Here is an 18,436-nt window from a genome sequence, read left to right on the forward strand (position 1 = left end):
GCGCGAGGCCAATGACGGCTGCGATCGGAACGTGCAGCCAAAGCACCACAAGCAGAATCTTGCTGGCGGTCTCGCGCAAGACCGCCACGTCATCACCTTCGAAGGTCATCCCCAATCCCCAATTCGTCATCGGCCCCGATGCAGGCAGCGACTGCCTTCGGATCGACGGTCAGCCAGGCACCGGCCTTGTACAGTCGGTTCAGCCCGCCATCGCGGTCGGGCCGCACCACCAGCAGCGTCGGAACGGCCGTCATCCGAACGATCGACGCATGGGCGGATGCGGCGGCCAGAACTGCTCGCCTTGCCCCCCACCATGGTGGAAAGGCCACCGCGACCACTTCCGTGCCTGCGCGCACCTGCAACGACAGTGCAGCGATGCCGATCCAGCTCGCGATCAGCAACGCGGCCGCGCCCAGCCATGCAGGCCATCGCGTCAACGGGATGATGTCCCCCGGCTCCATGGCGGGAGAATATCGCGAGCTGCGCTAACTTCAGGTAAACGCTGCGGCAGCCAACTACCTGGGGGCGCGGTGCCGTGTGGTGATGGGCCTCGGCGGTTACGCCGCCGGCACAGGCAGCGCGGTGACGGACTTGATCTTTTCCATCGCGAAACGCGAGGTGACGTTTTTCAGCGGCACGGCGCTGATCAGCTTCTTGTAGAAGATGTCGTAGCTCTGCATGTCGGCGACCACGACGCGCAGCATGTAGTCGACGTCGCCGGCCATCCGGTAGAACTCCATCACCTCGGGCATGGCGCTCACGGCGTCGGCGAATTTGCGCAGCCAGGCGTCCGAATGGTCGGCGCTTTCGACCGAGACGAATACCGAAATCCCCAGCCCGATCTTGTTCTGGTCGACAAGCGCCACCCGGCGCAGGATCACGCCATCGGCTTCCAGCCGCTGGATGCGCTTCCAGCACGGCGTCGACGACAGTCCGACCCGGTCGCCGATTTCGGCGACGGAGAGCGAGGCGTCCTCCTGCAGGACGGTCAGGATCTTGCGATCGATGGCGTCGAGGCGGCGGCTATCCTGGTGAATATGAACGGCGACGTCAGTCATAGAAGAAAGTTCCATATGATAGGTTGATATCCGTCATATATAGAAAAATCTTCTCTGGCAAGTGGTTCCTGCTCTCCTAGGCCGGTCGTGCCTCCTGGTGCTGGTCCAAAAACGCTTCAACTTCAGCACGTTGCGGTGCGGCATAAGCGCCCCCGAAGCGGGTGCATTTCAGCGCTGCGGCTGCGGAGGCAAATCGCAGCGCCTGCCGGAGCTCCTGCTTCTCGGTCAGGGCGAGCGCAAACCCGCCGTGGAAAATGTCGCCGGCGCCGAGCGTATCGACGGTGTGGACCGGAAAGGCGGGGGTTTCTTCCAGCTCACCCTTCTCGTTCAGCCAGATTGTGCCCCGCGGCCCGCGCGTCGCGGCCAGGAACGACGGGGTGAGCCTGGCGATCTTCTGAAGAGCCTGGCCGTCGTCGGTGATGTCTGCCGTCTCCTGCAGCGAGTCGCTGGAAAAGACGAGATGGGTCGAGGCAACAAGCAGGTCCTCGCTCATCGACATCGCGCGGTCGACATCGACGACCACGGGAATGCCGCGCCCTACGGCCTCGGCGCAAAGCTCGGTGCAGAACGGTGCGCAGCGGCTCTCGGTCAGGATCGCCGCGCAGTCCTCCAGCAGCAGCTCGGTCGGCGGCAGCTTCACGTTCCAGAGCTCCGGGTCGCGGAAGGTGACAATGGTGCGCTCGCCGCTCGGATCGATCATGATGGCCGAGATCGGCGTGGCGAGATCGGCCATGTGCACGAGGTGCTGGGTCTCGACGTTCTCCTGCGCAAGCTTGTCGAAGATGTAGCGGCTCGACGTCTCCGCCGAATCGCCCATCGGCCCGCAAATCGAGGCGCGGCCGCCCAGCCGCACGATGCCGATCGCGGCATTCAGCGCGTTGCCGCCGCAGATCTGGTCGAAATGGGTGGCATTTTCCTTGCAGCCGCGCGCCGGCACACCGCTGACGCTGAAGGTGAGGTCTCGCACCGGCATGCCGATGCAGAGAATGCGCGGCGGAATTTTCGGCGCTCCGGTCTGAAAATTCATGCGGGGCCCGTCATGATGGTTTTGCCAGAGCCGCTGTGCCCGGATCTCATCTGGAGGGGCAATGTCCGGTTCCCGCTATTTGCCCGACGCGTCTCCGTGATGCACCCATCGTCCGAGCAGGTGATGGGCAATCGCGAACGGATGCGGTCCGGCGAGGCCGTCGGGATGCTGCCGCTTGATCATCAGCGTCGCCTCGTCGCGATTGAACCAGCGGGCGTCCTCCAATTCCGTGCGGTCGACCACGATGTCCTCGTTGGTGGCGCGCGCGGTGCAGCCGATCATCAGGGATGACGGATAGGGCCAGGGCTGCGTCATGTAGTAATTGACGTCGGTGCAGCGGATGCCCGACTCCTCGAAAATCTCGCGCCGCACCGCGTCTTCGATGGTCTCTGCCGCCTCGACGAAGCCGGCGAGACAGGAATACATGCCGGGCATGAACTGCTTCTGACGGCCCAAAAGTACCTTGTCGCCGTAGGTGACCAGCATGATCACGACCGGGTCGGTGCGCGGGAAATGTTCGGTCTTGCAGCTCGGGCATTCGCGCTTCCAGCCGCCGTCCCTCATCGCGGTGCGCGTGCCGCAGTTCGGGCAGAAGCCGTGGCGCTGATGCCAGGTCACCATCGACTTCGCCATGGCGATCGCCGAAAGCTGCTCCGCCGGGACGGCGCCTTGCATCGCCATGCCGCGCAACTCGGTCACGGTGACGTCGCTGCGGCCGACCAATTTTTCGGCGGCCTGCGGGGCGATACCCATGCCGAAGATCGGCGCGCCGTCGCGTAGCCCCAAGAAGATCGTGCCGGGGTTGGCGCCGAAGCTCCGCGCCTCCTCGAACGACAGCAGCGCGCGTGGGCCGTCGGCGTCCTGCTTCACCACCAGGGAGTCGCGGTAGATCACATAGGCGCGGGCTTCGCGGTGGCCTTCGAGCGCGAACAGCTTCTCGTCATTGGTGCGCAGATGCGCGGCACGATCCAGGACGTGTGTGACGAAGGCCGGTTGCCCGAGCGGAAACTTGTCGAATGCTGACATTTCAACCCAACCAGATCTTGCGGCGAAGCGCGTTGATGAAATTTTGCACTTCCTCGGCGTCATGCGCCAGCGGCGGCATCGCACCCCAAACGGGACGCGGCCATGCAGCGTCGCTGGTGCGGCGTGCGATGACATGGACGTGAAGCTGCGGGACCAGATTGCCGAGTGCCGCGATATTCAGCTTGTCGCACTTGGTGATCTCTTTCAGAGCCCGCGCGACCCGGGAGGTCTCCGTCATCAGCTGCGCCTGCTCGACCTCGTCGAGGTCGATGATCTCGACCGCGCCGTCGCGCCGCGGCACCAGCAGGAGCCAGGGATAATTCGCGTCCTTGATGACGAGCACCTTGCACAGCGGCAGGTCGCCGATGTCGATGGTGTCTTTCTTGAGCTGCGAATGCAGCGTCCAGTTGGAGGCGGGCATGAGGGGGAAGTAATGCCTTTCCGTGTTCCCTTACAAGTCCCACAAACCATGGTCAGGCGGCTTGCTTTCCGGCTCTTTTGGCCCCAAATAGGGACCGGGAGATTGGCGGTGGACGAGCCACTCGCCAACCGGGTCAGGTCCGGAAGGAAGCAGCCCTAACGAGGTCCGGATCGGGTCGCTCGTCAGTCTCCTACCTGTTTTTCCGAGCGAATCGCGCTGGATTGGCGGTCTCCGCGCCCGGCGCTCGATTTCGGCTCCCATCCGCACGCCGGCTGCAAGAGAAATCCAAGTTGCGGATCGACGCATGAACGACGCTGGCGCCCCCTCCCATCAGCCCGACGGCGCAGGCCAACGGAGCCTCGACGGCGGCTTTGACCTCGGCGGTGCGCCCGATGCCGCCAAGCCCTACCGCGTTCTCGCCCGCAAATACCGCCCCTCCAGCTTCGAGGATCTGATCGGCCAGGAGGCGATGGTACGTACCGTCTCGAATGCATTCGAGACCGGGCGGATTCCGCAGGCCTGGATCCTGACCGGCGTGCGCGGGGTCGGCAAGACCACCACCGCCCGCATCCTTGCCCGTGCGTTGAACTACGAGAAGCCGGACGGCTCGGTGAAGGGGCCGACCATCCACATGCCCGATCTCGGCATCCACTGCCAGGCGATCATGGAAAGCCGGCACATGGACGTGCTGGAGATGGACGCCGCGTCACATACCGGCGTCGACGATGTGCGCCAGATCAACGACAGCGTGCGCTATGCGCCGGCAAGCGCGCGCTACAAGGTCTACATCATCGACGAAGTCCACATGCTGTCGACCGCGGCCTTCAACGCCTTCCTGAAGACGCTGGAGGAACCGCCGGAGCACGCCAAGTTCGTGTTCGCCACCACCGAAATCCGCAAGGTTCCGATCACCGTGCTCTCGCGCTGCCAGCGCTTCGACTTGCGCCGCGTGGAAGCCGATGTGCTGATGAAGCACCTTGGAAACATTGCGACCAAGGAAGGCGTCGAGGTCGAGCCCGAGGCGCTCGGCATCATTGCCCGCGCCGCGGAAGGCTCGGTACGCGATTCGCTATCGCTGTTCGACCAGGCGATCGCGCATGCCGCGGGCCAGGTGAAGGCCGATGCGGTCAGGCAGATGCTGGGGCTGGCCGACCGCACCCGCGTGATCGATCTGTTCGATTCGCTGGCGCGCGGCGATATCGCCGGTGCCTTCGCCGAGTTCCGCGCGCAGTACGATGTCGGCGCCGATCCGGTCGTGGTGCTGTCCGACCTCGCCGAGTTCGTCAATTTCGTCACCCGCGTGAAGGTCGTGCCGGCGACCGCCGACAACGTCGCGTTCGGCGAGACCGAGCGCGTGCGCGCGCGTGAATTCGCCGCAAAACTGTCGATGCGGGTGCTGTCACGGATGTGGCAGATGCTGCTCAAGGGCATCACCGAAGTACAAACCGCGACGCGTCCGGCGGCCGCCGCCGAGATGGTGCTGGTGCGGATCGCCTATGTCGCCGACCTGCCGACCCCGGATGAAGCGATCCGGATGATCGAGCAGAATGGCGGTGGCGCCGCGCCTGCGACGTCGGGCGCCTCGGCACCGTCCCGCGGCGCGTCAACACCGGCGATGTCCGCGATGCCCTCCGCTCCGGTCCGTGCGCCGCAGGCCGCGCCGCGCGCCGATCTGGCTGCGCGTCCGCAGATGGCCGCGCCGGCTACTGACGCCGCGCCGGTGCTGCGGATTGCGAGCTTTCCGCAACTGATTGCGCTCGCCGGCGAGAAGCGCGACCTCATGACCAAGAGCGCGCTGGAAGCCGACGTGCGGCTGGTCCGCATCGAGGACGGACAGCTCGAGATCGCGCTTGAGCCGAAGGCCTCGCGCGGCCTCGTCACCGATCTCTCGCGCAAGCTCGAACTGTGGACCGGGCGGCGCTGGACCGTGATCATCTCCAACGAGGCGGGCCAGCCCACCGTGCGCTCGCAGAACGAGCTGGCGCGGAGCGAGCACCAGCGCGCCGCCGAGGCCGATCCGCGCGTGCAGGAGGTGCTGGCGCGCTTCCCCGGCACGCGGGTGGTCGAGGTGCGTCGCCTCGCCGCCGAGCCGCCAGCGTCGGATATGACAGAGGATCCGATTGAAACTTCCGACAGCGACGACGATTGATCTGATGACAGGGTGCACGCATGGCTGATTTCCTTGGCATGATGAAACAGGCAGCGCAGCTGCAATCCAAGATGCAGGCGATGCAGGAAGAGCTCGGTAATGTCGAGGTCGAGGGCATTTCCGGCGGCGGTCTGGTCGCGGTGCGCATGACCGCGAAGATGGAAGTGAAGGGCGTCAAGATCGATCCCTCGCTGATGAAGCCGGAGGAGCGCGAGGTGCTCGAGGACCTGCTCGTCACCGCGCATGGCGATGCCCGCCGCAAGGCGGAGGCCGCGATGCAGGAGAAGATGGCGGCGCTGACCGGCGGGCTCGGCCTGCCGCCGGGACTTGGTCTCACCTAAATGGCTGCAAGCGTCGCCGGCCCCGAGATTGAGCGCCTGATCCATTTGCTGGCGCGGTTGCCCGGGCTTGGCCCGCGCTCGGCGCGGCGCGCCGCGCTGCATCTGATCAAGAAGCGCGAAGCGCTGATGACGCCGCTCACCGCGGCCCTGCAGGTTGCGATCGACAAGATCCAGGTCTGCAAGACCTGCGGAAACATCGATACACAAAACCCCTGCACGGTGTGCACCGATCCGCGCCGTGATCCCTCGATCATCGTTGTGGTCGCCGATGTCGCCGATCTCTGGGCGCTGGAACGGGCGAATGCGACCAACGGTCGCTATCACGTGCTGGGCGCGACGCTGTCGCCGCTCGACGGCGTCGGCCCGCAGGACCTCTCCATCGATCAGCTGGTGGCCCGCGCACACGCGCCTGAGGTCAGCGAGATCATCCTGGCGCTCAACGCAACCGTCGATGGTCAGACCACCGCGCATTACATCACCGACCTTCTGACGGAAGCCAATGTGCGGGTGACGCGGCTGGCGCATGGTGTGCCGGTCGGCGGCGAGCTTGATTACCTCGATGAAGGTACGCTATCCGCAGCCATGCGGCAGCGGACGCTGTTCTAGATCGCGATCCAACCAGCGGGGTGCCGCGGCATCACCATGCGATCAGCGCAGTCGGAAAAGATCGCGCTGAAACAACATGATAGGGTTGGATGACGATTCGGGGACGGTCATTCACGCTCTGACGAATCAGATACGGAACCATTGGAAATGACGACACACCGATTCGGCGTACGCTTGGGCTTTGCGCTTCTGGCTGCGTTGTTGCTCGGGCCCTGCGCCGGGGCGCAGCAGAACGACGCGCCGCAGAAGCCCGGCAAGCTGATCAGGGCCGGTGACGTGCTGTCGGGGGAACTCAACGCCATGCGCGTGCGCGACGCCAAGAGGGGCGGCAAGCGCGTCGCGACCTACCAGATCACCAGCGAGCCGCGCCGTCTGCCGCCGCCGAACGGTCTCTGCAACCTCGAGACCGGACCGGAGACGTTCCAATTGGTCCCGACCAGCGAGGCCCAAGCCGCGCAGCTCAGGAGTCTCACCGGCAAGGAAATCTCGGTGAAGGTCGATGAGATCGCCTGCGCTCAGGACGCCGGCCAGATGAGCGAAGCCATCGTCACGAAATGGAGCGTGGTGACGAAGTAAGTTTGTGCCGCAATTTCGGTGTCATCGCCCGGCTCGACCGGGCGATCCAGTACGCCGCAGCTTTTACATCGAATAGAACGCCTCTTGAATACTGGATCACCCGCTGGAGCCTGTCATCGGGCGCGCGTTCGCGCGACCCGGTGGCGGGTGACGACAGTTGAGCTAAACCCTCACCGGCCCCAGCTCTTCAAAATGCTTGCGCCGCTGCAGCCAGGCGAGCAGCAACAGGCTCGGGATCGCGACCAGTACGCAGATCATGAAGAAGACCGGCCAGCCCACGGCCTTCGCTACATAGCCGGCGCCCGACGACAGGTAGGTACGGCCGACCGCGGCCAGCGCGGTCAGCAGGGCATACTGGGTTGCGGTGTGTAGCGGATTGCGGCACAGCGCCGACAGATAGGCGACGAAGATCACGGTGCCGATGGCGCTGGTGAAGTTCTCCGCCGTGATCGCGAGCGCCAGCGCCCACTGATTGACGCCGACATGCGCGAGCCAGGAGAACGCGAGATTGGCGATCGCCTGCAGCACGCCGCCGATCCATAGGCTGGTCGCGAGCGAGTAGCGCCGCGCGACGAAGCCGCCGGCAAAGCCGCCGATCAGCGTTGCGGCAAGCCCGACGCCCTTCACGATCGCGGCATAGTCGACCTTGGAAAAGCCGATATCGATCACGAACGGCGCGGTCATGGTGCCGGAAAACGCGTCGGTGAACTTGAACAGCACCACGAAGGCCAGCGCCGCGAAGGCGTCCTTGCGGCTGAGGAATTCGGAAAACGCGCCAAGCGCCGCGTGGAGCACGCGCTGGACCGCATTCTGCGCATGCGTCGCCGCTTCGGCGTTCTTGGATTGCGTGGGCTCGGTCGCGGCCAGCGCAATGATGGTGCCGATCAGGATCAGCGCGGCCATCACCACATAGCCCCACATCCAGGCCGAGGGGCGTGCGAGTCCGGCCGATTCAAAGCCGCTGACGATGAACAGTGCGCCGGCTGTCGAGACCAGCATGCCGACGCGGTAGGCCGCGACATAGGATGCCATGCCGGCGGCTTGCTCGGGTTCAGGCAGGCTCTCGACGCGGAACGCGTCGACCACGATGTCCTGTGTCGACGAGGCGGTCGCGACGAGGAGTGCGGCAAAGGCCGCAAACCACGGCGATCGCGCCGGATCGGCCATCGCCAGCACGAGGATCGCGGCGATCAGCAGCAGCTGCGAGAACACCAGCCAGCCGCGGCGGCGCCCGAAGAGCTGCGTGAACAGCGGGACATGCAGCGCATCGACCAGGGGCGCCCAGAGGAACTTCAGCGTGTAGGGCGTGCCGATCAGTGCGAGCAGCCCGATGGTGCCGAGGTCAACGCCAGCCTCCTTCATCCATACCTGCAACGTCGAGCCCGACAGCGCCAGCGGCAGGCCCGAGGAGAAGCCGAGCAGCATCACGATCAGCACCCGCGGCTGCAAGTACACGGCAAGACTGTCGCGCCAGGAGAGGGGGGTGGATGCAGCCTTTTCCGGCGAGGGGGCGGTCGCTTCGGGTGTGGTCATCTATCCCATCGTGAGGTCATCGTCCGCCTTGTGCGCAATTGCGCACTGGGGCGGACGATCCAGTACTCCGTGACGATTCCGTCCAGCCACCTACGTCCCGGCGTACTGGATGCCCCGCCTTCGCGGGGCATGACGCACAATTAGACACCTGCAATTCCCGGATACAAGTCTTCCCAGTCTGGATTGCGCTCTTCGATCAAACGGACCTTCCAGGCTCGATTCCATTTCTTCAATCGTTTCTCGCGCCGAATCGCGTTCTCTGGATCATCGAACTGTTCGAAGTAAACAAGCTTCACCACATCATATTTCTCAGTAAAGCTCTTGATGAGCTTCAGTCTGTGCTCCCCAACTCGCCGAACGAGGTCATTTGTCACACCGATATAGAGCGTGCCGCCGATGCGGCTTGCGAGGATGTAGAAGCTGCGTGATCCCATCTGCCGCCTCTGGGATACTGGGTCGCCCGGTCAAGCCGGGCGATGACAGCGATTATGTGGCGAAATCAGCGCCTAATACTACTCCCCCGCCTGCAGCTTGCGCGGGGCGGGGAACAGCTCGGGCGTCGCGCCCTTGACGAAGCGGGGGACCTCGATCGGGGCCTCGGACTTGCTGAAATCCAGTTCCTCGATGCGGCCGGCCCGCTTCTCGATCTTGTCGGCGGAGATCAGGATCTGCCTGACGTCTTCGTTCACCTGGCCGAAGTGGTTTTGCAGCTTCACCACGCGCTCGCGCAGGCGCGCCAGATCGTCGCCGAGATGCATCACCTCGTTGCGGATCTGGTCGGCGGCGTCGCGGATCCGCGCGTCCTTCAGGATCTGCTGCATCACCTGGATCGCCAGCATCAATAGCGAGGGCGACACCAGTACGACACGGGCGCGATAGGCCTTCTGGATCACATCGTCGAAGCCGTCATGGATCTCGGCATAAACCGATTCCGACGGCACGAACATCAGCGCGGTGTCCTGGGTCTCGCCGGGGATCAGGTATTTTTCCGCGATGTCGCTGACATGCTTCAGCACGTCGCTGCGCAGCCGCTGGCTGGCGAATTTGCGCTCCTCGTCGCTGCGTGCGTCGTGCAGTGCGGTCATCGCCTCCAGCGGAAACTTCGCGTCGATGCAGAGCGGCCGCTGGTCGGGCAGGAACACCACGCAATCCGGCCGCTTCCCCGTGGTCAGCGTGTACTGGAACTCGTAGGAGCCCTTCGGCATGCCGTCCTGAACGATCGCCTCCATCCGTGCCTGGCCGAAGGCGCCGCGCGACTGCTTGTTGGCGAGCACGTCGCGCAGCGTGGTCACCTGGGTGGTGAGCTCGTTGAGGTTCTTGTGGGCATGGTCGATGATGCCGAGCCGCTCGTGCAGCACGCGCAGGCTGTCCATCGTGTTGCGCGTCGATTGTTCCATCGACTGGCCGACCCGGTGTGTGACCGAATCCAGCCGCTCGTTGACGGCGCGCGCCATCTCAGCCTGGCGGCCGGCCAGCGCCTGGGCCATGGCGTCGACCCGCCCGGAGGCCTCGCTTTGGGCGCGCAGCATGTCGGCCAGCCGTTCCTCCAGCTCGTCGGCGCGGATGGTCTGCGCCATGGCGAGTTCCGCGCCGCGCCTGCTGGCCCGCGCGATCACCAGGGCAATGGTCAGCAGCAGGAGCAATGCCAGCACGCCAAGGGCGATCAGCGCGTCGGAGACGCGGACGGGCAGGTCACCGATGGTCAGGAGGATCTCGTCCATGCCGGCCGTTGTAACCGATTCGCTGCCTGGCGCGAACGAAGAGGGAACATTTATGATTAATCCTTCGTTGAATTTCTTGGTTAACGCAAGTTGAAGAAACGTGGCTAAGGATGCCTTAACCAGTTCCGGAGCGCATTGACCCCCGCAGGTCAGCGGCTTAAATCGCGCGCATGGCTATCAGAGAAATCATCATTCTGCCGGATAAGCAGTTGCGGCTGGTGTCGAAACCTGTCGAGAAGGTGACGCCGGAGATCCGCAAGCTCGCCGACGACATGTTCGAGACCATGTATGACGCGCCCGGCATCGGACTGGCGGCGATCCAGGTCGCACAGCCGCTCCGGCTGATCACCATGGACCTCGCCAAGCGCGACGAGAACGGCGAGACGACGCCGAAGCCGCGCGTCTTCATCAATCCGGAGATCATCGCACGCTCGGAGGAGCTCTCGGTCTACGAAGAGGGCTGCCTGTCGATCCCCGAATATTACGAGGAGGTCGAGCGTCCCGCGCGCGTGCGCGTCCGTTTCCTGGATCTCGACGGCAAGGTGCACGAGGAGGACGCGGAAGGCCTCTACGCCACCTGTATCCAGCACGAGATCGACCACCTCAACGGCGTGCTGTTCGTCGACTACCTGTCGAAGCTCAAGCGCGACCGCGTGCTGAAGAAGTTTACCAAAGCCGCCAAGCGCGTGGCGGAGTAGGTGCGGTGTGAACAGCGTTTTCGCTTGCGCGATGCGCGCATACCGTTCTCGTGGAGCAGCCCCGGACACCGCCGCCGCTACCCCTCTCCCTAGACCTCCCCCACAAGGGGGGAGGGAACGCAGCGAGTGCTGTTGATGCCTCTCCGCCTGATCTTCATGGGCACGCCCGATTTCGCGGTGCCGACGCTGCTGGAGCTGGTGGCGCACGGCCATGAGGTCGTGGCCGTCTATACTCGCGCGCCGAAGCCGGGCGGACGCCGCGGCCTGCAATTGCAGCCGACGCCGGTCGAGCGCGAGGCGCGGCGGCTCGGCATTCCCGTTCTGACGCCAAAGACGTTGAAGACGCCGGACGCGCTCGGGGAATTCCGCGCGCATGATGCGGATGCCGCCGTCGTCGTGGCCTATGGCATGATCCTGCCGCAGGCAATTCTCGACGCGCCGAAATTCGGCTGCTTCAACCTGCATGCCTCGCTGCTGCCGCGCTGGCGCGGCGCCGCTCCGATCAACCGCGCCATCATGGCCGGCGACGCCGAGAGCGGCGTGATGGTGATGAAGATGGATGTCGGCCTCGACACCGGCGACGTCGCGATGGCTGAGCGGCTCGCCATCTCGGACAGCATGACGGCATCAGACCTCCACGATGCGCTGGCGCCGCTCGGCGCCGACCTGATGGTGCGCGCGATGGGCGGGCTGGAGCGCGGCGGTTTGCAGCTGACGAAGCAGAGCGAGGATGGCGTCACCTACGCCGCCAAGATCGAGAAGGCCGAGGCGAAGATCGACTGGAGCAAGCCGGCGCACGTGGTGCTGCGGCACATTCACGGGCTCTCGCCATTCCCGGGTGCCTGGTGCGAGCTCGCAGGCGACGGCGAGCCGGTGCGCTTGAAAATCCTGCGCTGCGAGTTGGCCAGGGGCTCGGGCGCGCCCGGTGACGTGCTCGACGACAACCTTGCGATCGCCTGCTGCGACGGCGCGATCCGAATTCTCGAGCTGCAGCGTGCCGGCAAGGCGCCGATGAAGGCCGCGGATTTTCTGCGCGGCACGCCGCTGAAGCCGGGGGCGAGGCTGACCTAGCACTGTCGTACCCCGCGCAGGCGGGGTATCCAGTACGCCGCGGCCTCGAAGTCGAACTGGGACATCACGGAGTACTGGATCGTCCGCCCCAGTGCGCAATTGCGCACAAGGCGGACGATGACATCGGAACAAAATGCCCCGCTACAAGCTCACCATCGAATATGACGGCACGCCGTTCTCCGGCTGGCAGATCCAGGAAACGGCGCCGACCGTGCAGGGCGCCCTGGAGGCGGCGGTCAAGGCGATCTGCGGTGAAGACGTCCGCGTCCATGGCGCCGGCCGCACCGATGCCGGCGTGCACGCGCGCGGCCAGGTCGCGCATTGCGACATCGCCAAGAGCTTTCCGCCGGGTCGTTTGCGCGACGGGCTGAACGCGCATCTGCGCCCGCATCCGATTGCGATCCTTGCGGCCGACATTGTGCCTGACGATTTCGAGGCGCGCTTCTCGGCAACGAAGCGGCATTATCTCTATCGCATCGTCAACACCCGCGCGAACCTCGCGCTCGACATCGGGCGCGTCTGGCGTGTGCCGCGTGCGCTCGACGCTGTGGCCATGCACACGGCCGCGCAGCGGCTGCTCGGCAAGCACGATTTCACCACCTTCCGCGACACCGAGTGTCAGGCCAGGTCGCCGGAGAAGACGCTCGATCAGCTCGACGTCACGCGCGATGGCGATGCCGTGAACATCGTGACCTCGGCGCGCTCGTTCCTGCACAGCCAGGTGCGCTCGATGGTGGGATCGCTGGTCTGGGTCGGCGAGGGCCGCTGGAGCGCGGATGATCTTTCCACAGCGCTTGCCGCCAGGGATCGTGCCGCCTGCGGCCCGGTCGCGCCGCCGGAGGGACTGTATCTGGTGCGGGTCGATTACTAGTGGCCCCAACCCCTACTGTGCATGGGGTTGTTTTCGATGTTTTTGTCCAGCCGTGCGGCTGGACTACGCAAAATATCTGTCCAACACGCCCCGATATATCCGCGTCAGCTTCTCCAGGTCGGCCACCGGCGTGCGCTCGTCGATCTGGTGCATGGTCTGGCCGACCAGGCCGAATTCGATCACCGGGCAATAGCTGGAGATGAAGCGCGCATCCGAAGTGCCGCCCGAAGTGGACAGCTCCGGCTTGCGGCCGGTGATCTCCTCGATCGCGGCGACGGCGAGATCGGTGAACGAGCCGGGTTTGGTGACGAACACGTTGGAGTTCGACGGCATCCATTCGATGCGGGCGCGGATGCGATTGCCGCAGGCCTTTGCCAGGCGCTCGTCGACCAGCCGGCGCAGGCTCTCCTGGGTGTGATTGTCGTTGTAGCGGATGTTGAACTTCGCGCGGGCCTGGCCGGGGATCACGTTGCTCGCGCTGTTGCCGACATCGACGGAGGTGAATTCGAGGTTCGAGGCCTGGAATTGCGCGCTGCCGTGGTCGAGCGGCTCGTCGCTCAGCGCCACGATCAGCCGCGAAATGTCCGGCACCGGGTTCGAGGCGCGGTGCGGGTAGGCGACATGGCCCTGCACGCCATCGACAACAAGCGTGCCGGATTGCGAGCCGCGGCGGCCGATCTTGATCATGTCGCCGAGCACCTCGACATTCGAGGGCTCGCCGAGCACGCAGTGATCGAACGTCTCGCCGCGTTCGGCGCACCATTTCAGAAGCTTGACCGTGCCGTTGATCGAGACGTCTTCCTCGTCGCCGGTGATCAGGAACGAGATCGAGCCGTTACCGTTTTCTTGCGGCTTGCCGCCATGGTCCTTCAGATATTGCAGCACCGCAGCGACGCTGCAGGCGATGCCACCCTTCATGTCGACCGCGCCGCGGCCGTAGAGATAGCCGTCCTTCACCTCGCCGGAGAACGCGCCGACCGTCCACGCGGATTCATCTCCCGGCGGCACCACGTCGGTGTGGCCGGCGAAGGTGATGTGCGGCGCCGCGCTGCCGATGCGGGCATAGAGATTGTCGATGTCGGCGGTGCCGTGCTCGGAGAAGGTCACGCGATGGACCTCGAAACCTGCGGCCTTCAGCAGATTTTCCAGAACGCCGAGCGCGCCGGCGTCGGCCGGGGTGACGGAGGGGCAACGAACGAGATCGCGGGTGATGGAGACGGCATCAGTCATACCTCCCGCTTAACACGTCACGCTGCGGGTGGGCCAGCCTTGTGAGAGGGCCCCTTGCGCGGCCCCCTCGGCATGACGGTGATGGAAAGGCCGGCTGCGCGTCTCAGTCCCGCAGCAGCTCGTTGATGCTGGTCTTGGCGCGGGTGCGCTCGTCGACGCGCTTGACGATGACGGCGCAGGCAGTGGCCGGACCGGGCTGGCCGTTCTTGAGCGGCTTGGCCGGCAGCGTGCCGGGCACCACGACCGAATATTCCGGGACCTCGCCGAGGAAGACCTCGCCGGTCTCGCGATCGACGATCTTGGTGGAGGCGCCGAGGAAGACGCCCATCGCCAGCACCGCGCCCTTGCGCACGATCACGCCCTCGGCGACTTCCGAGCGAGCGCCGATGAAGCAATCGTCCTCGACGATCACAGGCTCGGCCTGCAGCGGCTCGAGCACGCCGCCGATGCCGACGCCGCCGGAGATGTGCACGCGCTTGCCGATCTGGGCGCAGGAGCCGACGGTCGACCAAGTGTCGATCATGGTCGATTCATCGACATAGGCGCCGAGATTGACGAAGGAGGGCATCAGCACGACGTTGCGGGCGATGAAGGCCGAGCGGCGGACGATCGCGCCCGGCACCGCGCGGAAGCCGGCGTCGCGGAAGCGGTTCTCGCCCCAACCCTCGAACTTCGAGGGTACCTTGTCCCACCACGACGCCTTGCCCGGGCCGCCCGGGATCTGGCCCATGTCGTTGAGGCGGAACGAGAGCAGCACCGCCTTCTTCAGCCACTGATTGACCTTCCACTTGCCGCTGGTCTCCCGCTCGGCGACGCGGGCCTCGCCCTTGTCGAGCAGCTCGAGCGCGTGATCCACGGCGTCGCGGACCTCACCCTTGGTCGAGGTCGAAATGCCTTCGCGGGCGTCGAACGCGGCGTTGACGGTGGATTCGAGGGCGGAGAGGGACATTGGGCGATCCTTCAGCGGAATTTGCGGGGGATTTGGATCGCTTTTTCGGGATTTGGGGCGGCGGAGTCAAGGCTGACGCCGCGATGTACCCCATCTACGGTGTGCGGCCCAGCCGCTGCAAGAACCCAGTCAAATCGTCGGTGACATGATCGACATGAGCGGCGTCACGGCCTTCCAGCTCCCAGGCTTCGCGCACCACCTCCCGGCTGCCGTCGGGCACCACCAGCACGGTGGTCATGCCGAGCTCGTGCGGCACCACGAGGTTGCGCGCGAGGTCTTCGAACATCGCGGCCTTGGTGGGATCGACGTCATGAAGTTTCAGGAACTTCTGGTAGGTCTGCGGCGCGGGCTTCGGCTCGAGTTCGGCGGCGATGATATCGAATACGCCTTGGAAATGGTGACCGATGCCGAGCCGGCCGAGCACCGCATCGACATGGTCGGTCGAGCCGTTGGTCAGGATCAGCTTGCGCCCGGGCAGCTTCGCGATCGCTGCCCCCATCGCCGGGTTCGGTTCGAGCGGCGAGTGGTCGATCTTGTGCACATAGGCGAGAAAATCGTCGGCGCGCACGCCGTGCTCAGTCATCATGCCGCGCATGGTGGTGCCGTAGCGCAGGTAGTAGTCCTTCTGAATCCGGCGCGCCTCCTCCGGCGTCACGCCCAGCCAGTTGCCGACGAACTCGCCGATCCGCGCATCGACCTGTTGCCAAAGATTGACGTGGTGCGGGTACAGCGTGTTGTCGAGATCGAACACCCAGGTGTCGATGTGCGCGAAGGTGCGGGGCGTCTTCATGGCATTCTCTCGGCTGTCATGCCCGTGCATGCGGGCATCCGGTACGCCGCGGCCTGCGAGAGGGACGCTGATGTCGCGGCGGACTGGATCACCCGCTTTCGCAGGTGAGGACGAGTTGGGGTCGGGTAACATCTGAACCGCATCACGGCATCGCAAAGTGCAGCGTCTTGCCGCCGCTGGTCATGTCGACCGGCGCGAAGCCGATCGCCGTGAGGCCGCGGTTGGCGCAGTCGCCCTGGTCGTTGACCTCGAATTTGCTGTCGCGGGTGCAGAGCTCCTTCGTGCCGCCCCAGTTCAGCGGCTTGTCCTTGATGCGGATGGTGCGGTTGTCGCCGTCGACGGCCTCGGCGAAGGAGTAGATCTGCTTTGGCGTGCCTGACACGTCGGGATGCAGGCACTTGCCGGGATCGATGCGATACCAGCCGCGGCTGGTCACCGCCTTGCCGTCATCGGTCGCGACCGCCGCCATCACCTTGTGCGGCGTGTCGTTGCACCAGGTGAGCCCCGATGGCGACGGCTTCTGCACGGCGTCGATCATGGTGGCGAAGAAGTTCGGTGACTGCACGATGTCGCTTGCGAGTCCGCGGCTCTTGAGGAATGCGGAGAGCGCGGCCTGTGTCTTCGGGCCGTCGACGCCGTCGATCGGCGCGGCGTCGTAGCCCGCGATCACCAGCAGGCGCTGGATGCCGGCGAGCCGCGCCTGCTCGTCGTCGTACTCGCTGTCCTCGGCGAGGTAGGCGACGAGGTTGCCGTCATCGGTCTGCGTCGGCCTGATCTGGGTGAACTGCGCAGGCGTCTGGCCCGAACGGCACTGGCGCGCAGCCGCGATCACGAAATTGTCCTGCGCGACGCAGAGCGTATCGGTGCCGTTTTGCGGGATCGGCGAGGCGCCGTAGACGCCGAGCACGCGGGCGTTGAGCAACACGCGGTCGGCGGTCAGCGCGCCCTGCACCACGACGCGGCAGGTCGCGGGATCGATGCGGAACCAGCCCCGGGTCGCGGTCGCGGCCTTGTCGTCGATGCCGATCGCGGCCTCGATCACATAGCTCATGCGGTTGCACAGTTTCAGGTCGGCATGCGCCGGCGCCGACGAGAACAGCAGCGAAACGATCGCGGCCGGGAGCGACATCATGAGCCGCACGAGCGGGGATCGCCGCTGCGACCGCGTCAGCGCCGCTACGATCTGGGCATAGGGAAGCCTCTCGCGCTCATTGCGCAGGGCGGGGATGGCCGGGACAAACCCGGCCGTGATGGCCCTCGATCGCTTGGCCGCGCCTGCCATCACTTGTGGATCAGCGTGCCGGTCCCCTGGTTGGTGAAGAGTTCGAGCAGCACCGCATGCTGCATCTTGCCGTCGATGATCACGACGCCCTGCACGCCCTGTTCGAGCGCGTAGATGCATGTCTCGACCTTCGGGATCATGCCGCCGGAAATGGTGCCGTCGGCGATCAGCTTGCGGGCGTCCTTGATCGACAGGTCGGGGATCAGCTTCTTGGACTTGTCGAGCACGCCGGGCACGTCAGTCAGCAGCAGAAGGCGCTTGGCCTTCAGCGCGCCCGCGATCGCACCGGCAAAGGTGTCGGCGTTGATGTTCAGCGTCTGGCCGTCCTTCGAGGTCGCCAGCGGCGCCAGCACCGGGATCAGCTCATAGCCGATCAGCTGATTGAGCAGCGTGAGGTCGACCTTCTCGGGATCGCCGACGAAACCGAGATCGATCGCCTTCTCGATATTGGAGCCCGGATCGATCATGGTGCGGGTCGTCTTCGACGCCTTCACCATGTTGCCGTCCTTGCCGGAGAGGCCCACGGCCTTGCCGCCGGCCTCGTTGATGTAGCCGACGATCTGCTTGTTGACCGAGCCGGCCAGCACCATCTCGACGATCTCGATGGTCGCGGCGTCGGTGATGCGCAGGCCGGCCGCGAATTCGGACTGGATGCCGAGGCGCTGCAGCATGGTCGCGATCTGCGGACCGCCGCCATGAACGACCACCGGGTTGACCGCCGTCTGTTCGAGCAGCACGATGTCGCGCGCGAAGGCCTTTGCAGTGTCCTCGGCGCCCATGGCATGGCCGCCATATTTGATGACGATGGTCTCTTCGTCATATTGCTGCATGTGCGGCAGCGCCTCGGACAGGATGCGGGCCTGATCGAGCGGGCTGATGTGCTGGTCGGTCATGGAGCTGGTCTCGTCGTCAGCGGAGGGTCGGGCGCGGTTCTATCTGATTGCCGGGCAGTGCGCAAAGCGGGAGCTATTCGTAGCCCGGATGGAGCGAAGCGCAATCCGGGTCTTTTCGCCTCGAGCGGCAGGCCGGATCTGGTGGAGCCTGTCATCAGGCGCGCATTCGTGCGATCCGTCGGCTCTATCCGGGC

At 65.2% G+C, this 18,436-nt stretch carries 20 protein-coding genes and 1 other RNA gene; 8 read left to right on the plus strand and 13 right to left on the minus strand.

The annotated features are described in order from the left end of the window. Positions 1-92: 92 nt before the first annotated feature. From MTX23_RS03255 to MTX23_RS03275, 5 genes are all read right to left on the minus strand, one after another. A complete protein-coding gene (locus MTX23_RS03255) occupies positions 93-461 on the minus strand; it encodes a hypothetical protein (RefSeq protein WP_280975205.1) in 369 nt (122 codons plus the stop codon). 96 nt (positions 462-557) lie between these two features. Beyond that, complete coding sequence (locus MTX23_RS03260; protein WP_280975206.1) at positions 558-1,058, minus strand: Lrp/AsnC family transcriptional regulator; 501 nt, start codon at positions 1,056-1,058, stop codon at positions 558-560. Positions 1,059-1,134: 76 nt separating this feature from the next. After that, a complete protein-coding gene (locus tag MTX23_RS03265) occupies positions 1,135-2,085 on the minus strand; it encodes a sugar kinase (RefSeq protein ID WP_280975207.1) in 951 nt (316 codons plus the stop codon). Between the two features lie 75 nt (positions 2,086-2,160). Continuing rightward, positions 2,161-3,111 carry an NAD(+) diphosphatase gene (gene nudC / locus MTX23_RS03270; protein WP_280975208.1) on the minus strand — a complete coding sequence of 317 codons (951 nt, stop codon included), beginning with the start codon at positions 3,109-3,111 and terminating at the stop codon, positions 2,161-2,163. A 1-nt stretch (position 3,112) separates the two neighbouring features. After that, positions 3,113-3,532 (minus strand): HIT family protein, encoded by a 420-nt coding sequence (locus MTX23_RS03275; protein WP_280975209.1) that lies wholly within the window; start codon positions 3,530-3,532, stop codon positions 3,113-3,115. A 97-nt stretch (positions 3,533-3,629) separates the two neighbouring features. On the opposite strand from MTX23_RS03275, the gene ffs reads away from it, so the two are divergent. From ffs to MTX23_RS03300, 5 genes are all read left to right on the plus strand, one after another. Beyond that, positions 3,630-3,726, plus strand: an RNA gene (gene ffs / locus MTX23_RS03280) — signal recognition particle sRNA small type. Positions 3,727-3,836: 110 nt separating this feature from the next. Further along, positions 3,837-5,681, plus strand: coding sequence for a DNA polymerase III subunit gamma/tau (locus MTX23_RS03285; RefSeq protein ID WP_280975210.1), 1,845 nt, complete (start codon positions 3,837-3,839; stop codon positions 5,679-5,681). 20 nt (positions 5,682-5,701) lie between these two features. After that, on the plus strand, positions 5,702-6,022 hold the full coding sequence (locus tag MTX23_RS03290) for a YbaB/EbfC family nucleoid-associated protein (RefSeq protein ID WP_280975211.1): 321 nt from the start codon (positions 5,702-5,704) through the stop codon (positions 6,020-6,022). Next, positions 6,023-6,628 (plus strand): recombination mediator RecR, encoded by a 606-nt coding sequence (gene recR, locus MTX23_RS03295; RefSeq protein WP_280975212.1) that lies wholly within the window; start codon positions 6,023-6,025, stop codon positions 6,626-6,628. It abuts the gene before it with no gap. Positions 6,629-6,775: 147 nt separating this feature from the next. Then, positions 6,776-7,204: a hypothetical protein gene (locus MTX23_RS03300; protein ID WP_280975213.1), complete on the plus strand. Its 429-nt coding sequence runs from the start codon at positions 6,776-6,778 to the stop codon at positions 7,202-7,204. A gap of 162 nt (positions 7,205-7,366) precedes the next feature. Here MTX23_RS03300 and MTX23_RS03305 read toward each other — a convergent pair whose 3' ends face one another. The 3 genes from MTX23_RS03305 to rmuC form a co-directional block, all read right to left on the minus strand. After that, positions 7,367-8,737, minus strand: coding sequence for an MFS transporter (locus MTX23_RS03305; protein WP_280975214.1), 1,371 nt, complete (start codon positions 8,735-8,737; stop codon positions 7,367-7,369). 140 nt (positions 8,738-8,877) lie between these two features. Continuing rightward, the gene (locus MTX23_RS03310; RefSeq protein WP_280975215.1) at positions 8,878-9,171 is read right to left on the minus strand and encodes a GIY-YIG nuclease family protein; all 294 of its coding nucleotides are present in this window, start codon (positions 9,169-9,171) and stop codon (positions 8,878-8,880) included. Between the two features lie 78 nt (positions 9,172-9,249). Further along, positions 9,250-10,458, minus strand: coding sequence for a DNA recombination protein RmuC (gene rmuC / locus MTX23_RS03315; protein ID WP_280975216.1), 1,209 nt, complete (start codon positions 10,456-10,458; stop codon positions 9,250-9,252). Positions 10,459-10,628: 170 nt separating this feature from the next. Between rmuC and def the strand changes: the two genes are divergently transcribed. The 3 genes from def to truA all read left to right on the plus strand — a co-directional run bounded on the left by def (position 10,629) and on the right by truA (position 13,098). Beyond that, on the plus strand, positions 10,629-11,156 hold the full coding sequence (gene def / locus MTX23_RS03320) for a peptide deformylase (protein WP_280975217.1): 528 nt from the start codon (positions 10,629-10,631) through the stop codon (positions 11,154-11,156). 135 nt (positions 11,157-11,291) lie between these two features. Next, positions 11,292-12,227: a methionyl-tRNA formyltransferase gene (fmt, locus tag MTX23_RS03325; protein ID WP_280977964.1), complete on the plus strand. Its 936-nt coding sequence runs from the start codon at positions 11,292-11,294 to the stop codon at positions 12,225-12,227. A 133-nt stretch (positions 12,228-12,360) separates the two neighbouring features. Further along, entirely contained in the window at positions 12,361-13,098 is a 738-nt protein-coding gene (gene truA, locus MTX23_RS03330) for a tRNA pseudouridine(38-40) synthase TruA (protein ID WP_280975218.1), read from the plus strand. 63 nt (positions 13,099-13,161) lie between these two features. On the opposite strand, the gene dapE is transcribed toward truA, so the two are convergent. From dapE to argB, 5 genes are all read right to left on the minus strand, one after another. After that, positions 13,162-14,328, minus strand: coding sequence for a succinyl-diaminopimelate desuccinylase (gene dapE / locus MTX23_RS03335; protein ID WP_280975219.1), 1,167 nt, complete (start codon positions 14,326-14,328; stop codon positions 13,162-13,164). A gap of 103 nt (positions 14,329-14,431) precedes the next feature. Next, positions 14,432-15,277, minus strand: coding sequence for a 2,3,4,5-tetrahydropyridine-2,6-dicarboxylate N-succinyltransferase (gene dapD / locus MTX23_RS03340; RefSeq protein ID WP_280975220.1), 846 nt, complete (start codon positions 15,275-15,277; stop codon positions 14,432-14,434). 94 nt (positions 15,278-15,371) lie between these two features. Continuing rightward, positions 15,372-16,067, minus strand: a complete 696-nt coding sequence (locus MTX23_RS03345) for a pyrimidine 5'-nucleotidase (RefSeq protein WP_280975221.1) — start codon at positions 16,065-16,067, stop codon at positions 15,372-15,374. Positions 16,068-16,209: 142 nt separating this feature from the next. Next, positions 16,210-17,196 carry a DUF1036 domain-containing protein gene (locus MTX23_RS03350; RefSeq protein WP_348637564.1) on the minus strand — a complete coding sequence of 329 codons (987 nt, stop codon included), beginning with the start codon at positions 17,194-17,196 and terminating at the stop codon, positions 16,210-16,212. 152 nt (positions 17,197-17,348) lie between these two features. Further along, positions 17,349-18,242 carry an acetylglutamate kinase gene (gene argB / locus MTX23_RS03355; RefSeq protein ID WP_280975223.1) on the minus strand — a complete coding sequence of 298 codons (894 nt, stop codon included), beginning with the start codon at positions 18,240-18,242 and terminating at the stop codon, positions 17,349-17,351. Between the last annotated feature and the right edge of the window lie 194 nt (positions 18,243-18,436).

The organism is Bradyrhizobium sp. ISRA436 (assembly GCF_029910015.1).
Lineage (GTDB): Bacteria > Pseudomonadota > Alphaproteobacteria > Rhizobiales > Xanthobacteraceae > Bradyrhizobium.

Coding starts and splice junctions, on each gene's coding strand:
- MTX23_RS03255 (WP_280975205.1), bottom strand. CDS start 461: ATGGAGCCGGGGGACATCATCCCGTTGACGCGATGGCCTGCATGGCTG.
- MTX23_RS03260 (WP_280975206.1), bottom strand. CDS start 1,058: ATGACTGACGTCGCCGTTCATATTCACCAGGATAGCCGCCGCCTCGAC.
- MTX23_RS03265 (WP_280975207.1), bottom strand. CDS start 2,085: ATGAATTTTCAGACCGGAGCGCCGAAAATTCCGCCGCGCATTCTCTGC.
- nudC (WP_280975208.1), bottom strand. CDS start 3,111: ATGTCAGCATTCGACAAGTTTCCGCTCGGGCAACCGGCCTTCGTCACA.
- MTX23_RS03275 (WP_280975209.1), bottom strand. CDS start 3,532: ATGCCCGCCTCCAACTGGACGCTGCATTCGCAGCTCAAGAAAGACACC.
- MTX23_RS03285 (WP_280975210.1), top strand. CDS start 3,837: ATGAACGACGCTGGCGCCCCCTCCCATCAGCCCGACGGCGCAGGCCAA.
- MTX23_RS03290 (WP_280975211.1), top strand. CDS start 5,702: ATGGCTGATTTCCTTGGCATGATGAAACAGGCAGCGCAGCTGCAATCC.
- recR (WP_280975212.1), top strand. CDS start 6,023: ATGGCTGCAAGCGTCGCCGGCCCCGAGATTGAGCGCCTGATCCATTTG.
- MTX23_RS03300 (WP_280975213.1), top strand. CDS start 6,776: ATGACGACACACCGATTCGGCGTACGCTTGGGCTTTGCGCTTCTGGCT.
- MTX23_RS03305 (WP_280975214.1), bottom strand. CDS start 8,737: ATGACCACACCCGAAGCGACCGCCCCCTCGCCGGAAAAGGCTGCATCC.
- MTX23_RS03310 (WP_280975215.1), bottom strand. CDS start 9,171: ATGGGATCACGCAGCTTCTACATCCTCGCAAGCCGCATCGGCGGCACG.
- rmuC (WP_280975216.1), bottom strand. CDS start 10,458: ATGGACGAGATCCTCCTGACCATCGGTGACCTGCCCGTCCGCGTCTCC.
- def (WP_280975217.1), top strand. CDS start 10,629: ATGGCTATCAGAGAAATCATCATTCTGCCGGATAAGCAGTTGCGGCTG.
- fmt (WP_280977964.1), top strand. CDS start 11,292: ATGCCTCTCCGCCTGATCTTCATGGGCACGCCCGATTTCGCGGTGCCG.
- truA (WP_280975218.1), top strand. CDS start 12,361: ATGCCCCGCTACAAGCTCACCATCGAATATGACGGCACGCCGTTCTCC.
- dapE (WP_280975219.1), bottom strand. CDS start 14,328: ATGACTGATGCCGTCTCCATCACCCGCGATCTCGTTCGTTGCCCCTCC.
- dapD (WP_280975220.1), bottom strand. CDS start 15,277: ATGTCCCTCTCCGCCCTCGAATCCACCGTCAACGCCGCGTTCGACGCC.
- MTX23_RS03345 (WP_280975221.1), bottom strand. CDS start 16,067: ATGAAGACGCCCCGCACCTTCGCGCACATCGACACCTGGGTGTTCGAT.
- MTX23_RS03350 (WP_348637564.1), bottom strand. CDS start 17,196: ATGTCGCTCCCGGCCGCGATCGTTTCGCTGCTGTTCTCGTCGGCGCCG.
- argB (WP_280975223.1), bottom strand. CDS start 18,242: ATGACCGACCAGCACATCAGCCCGCTCGATCAGGCCCGCATCCTGTCC.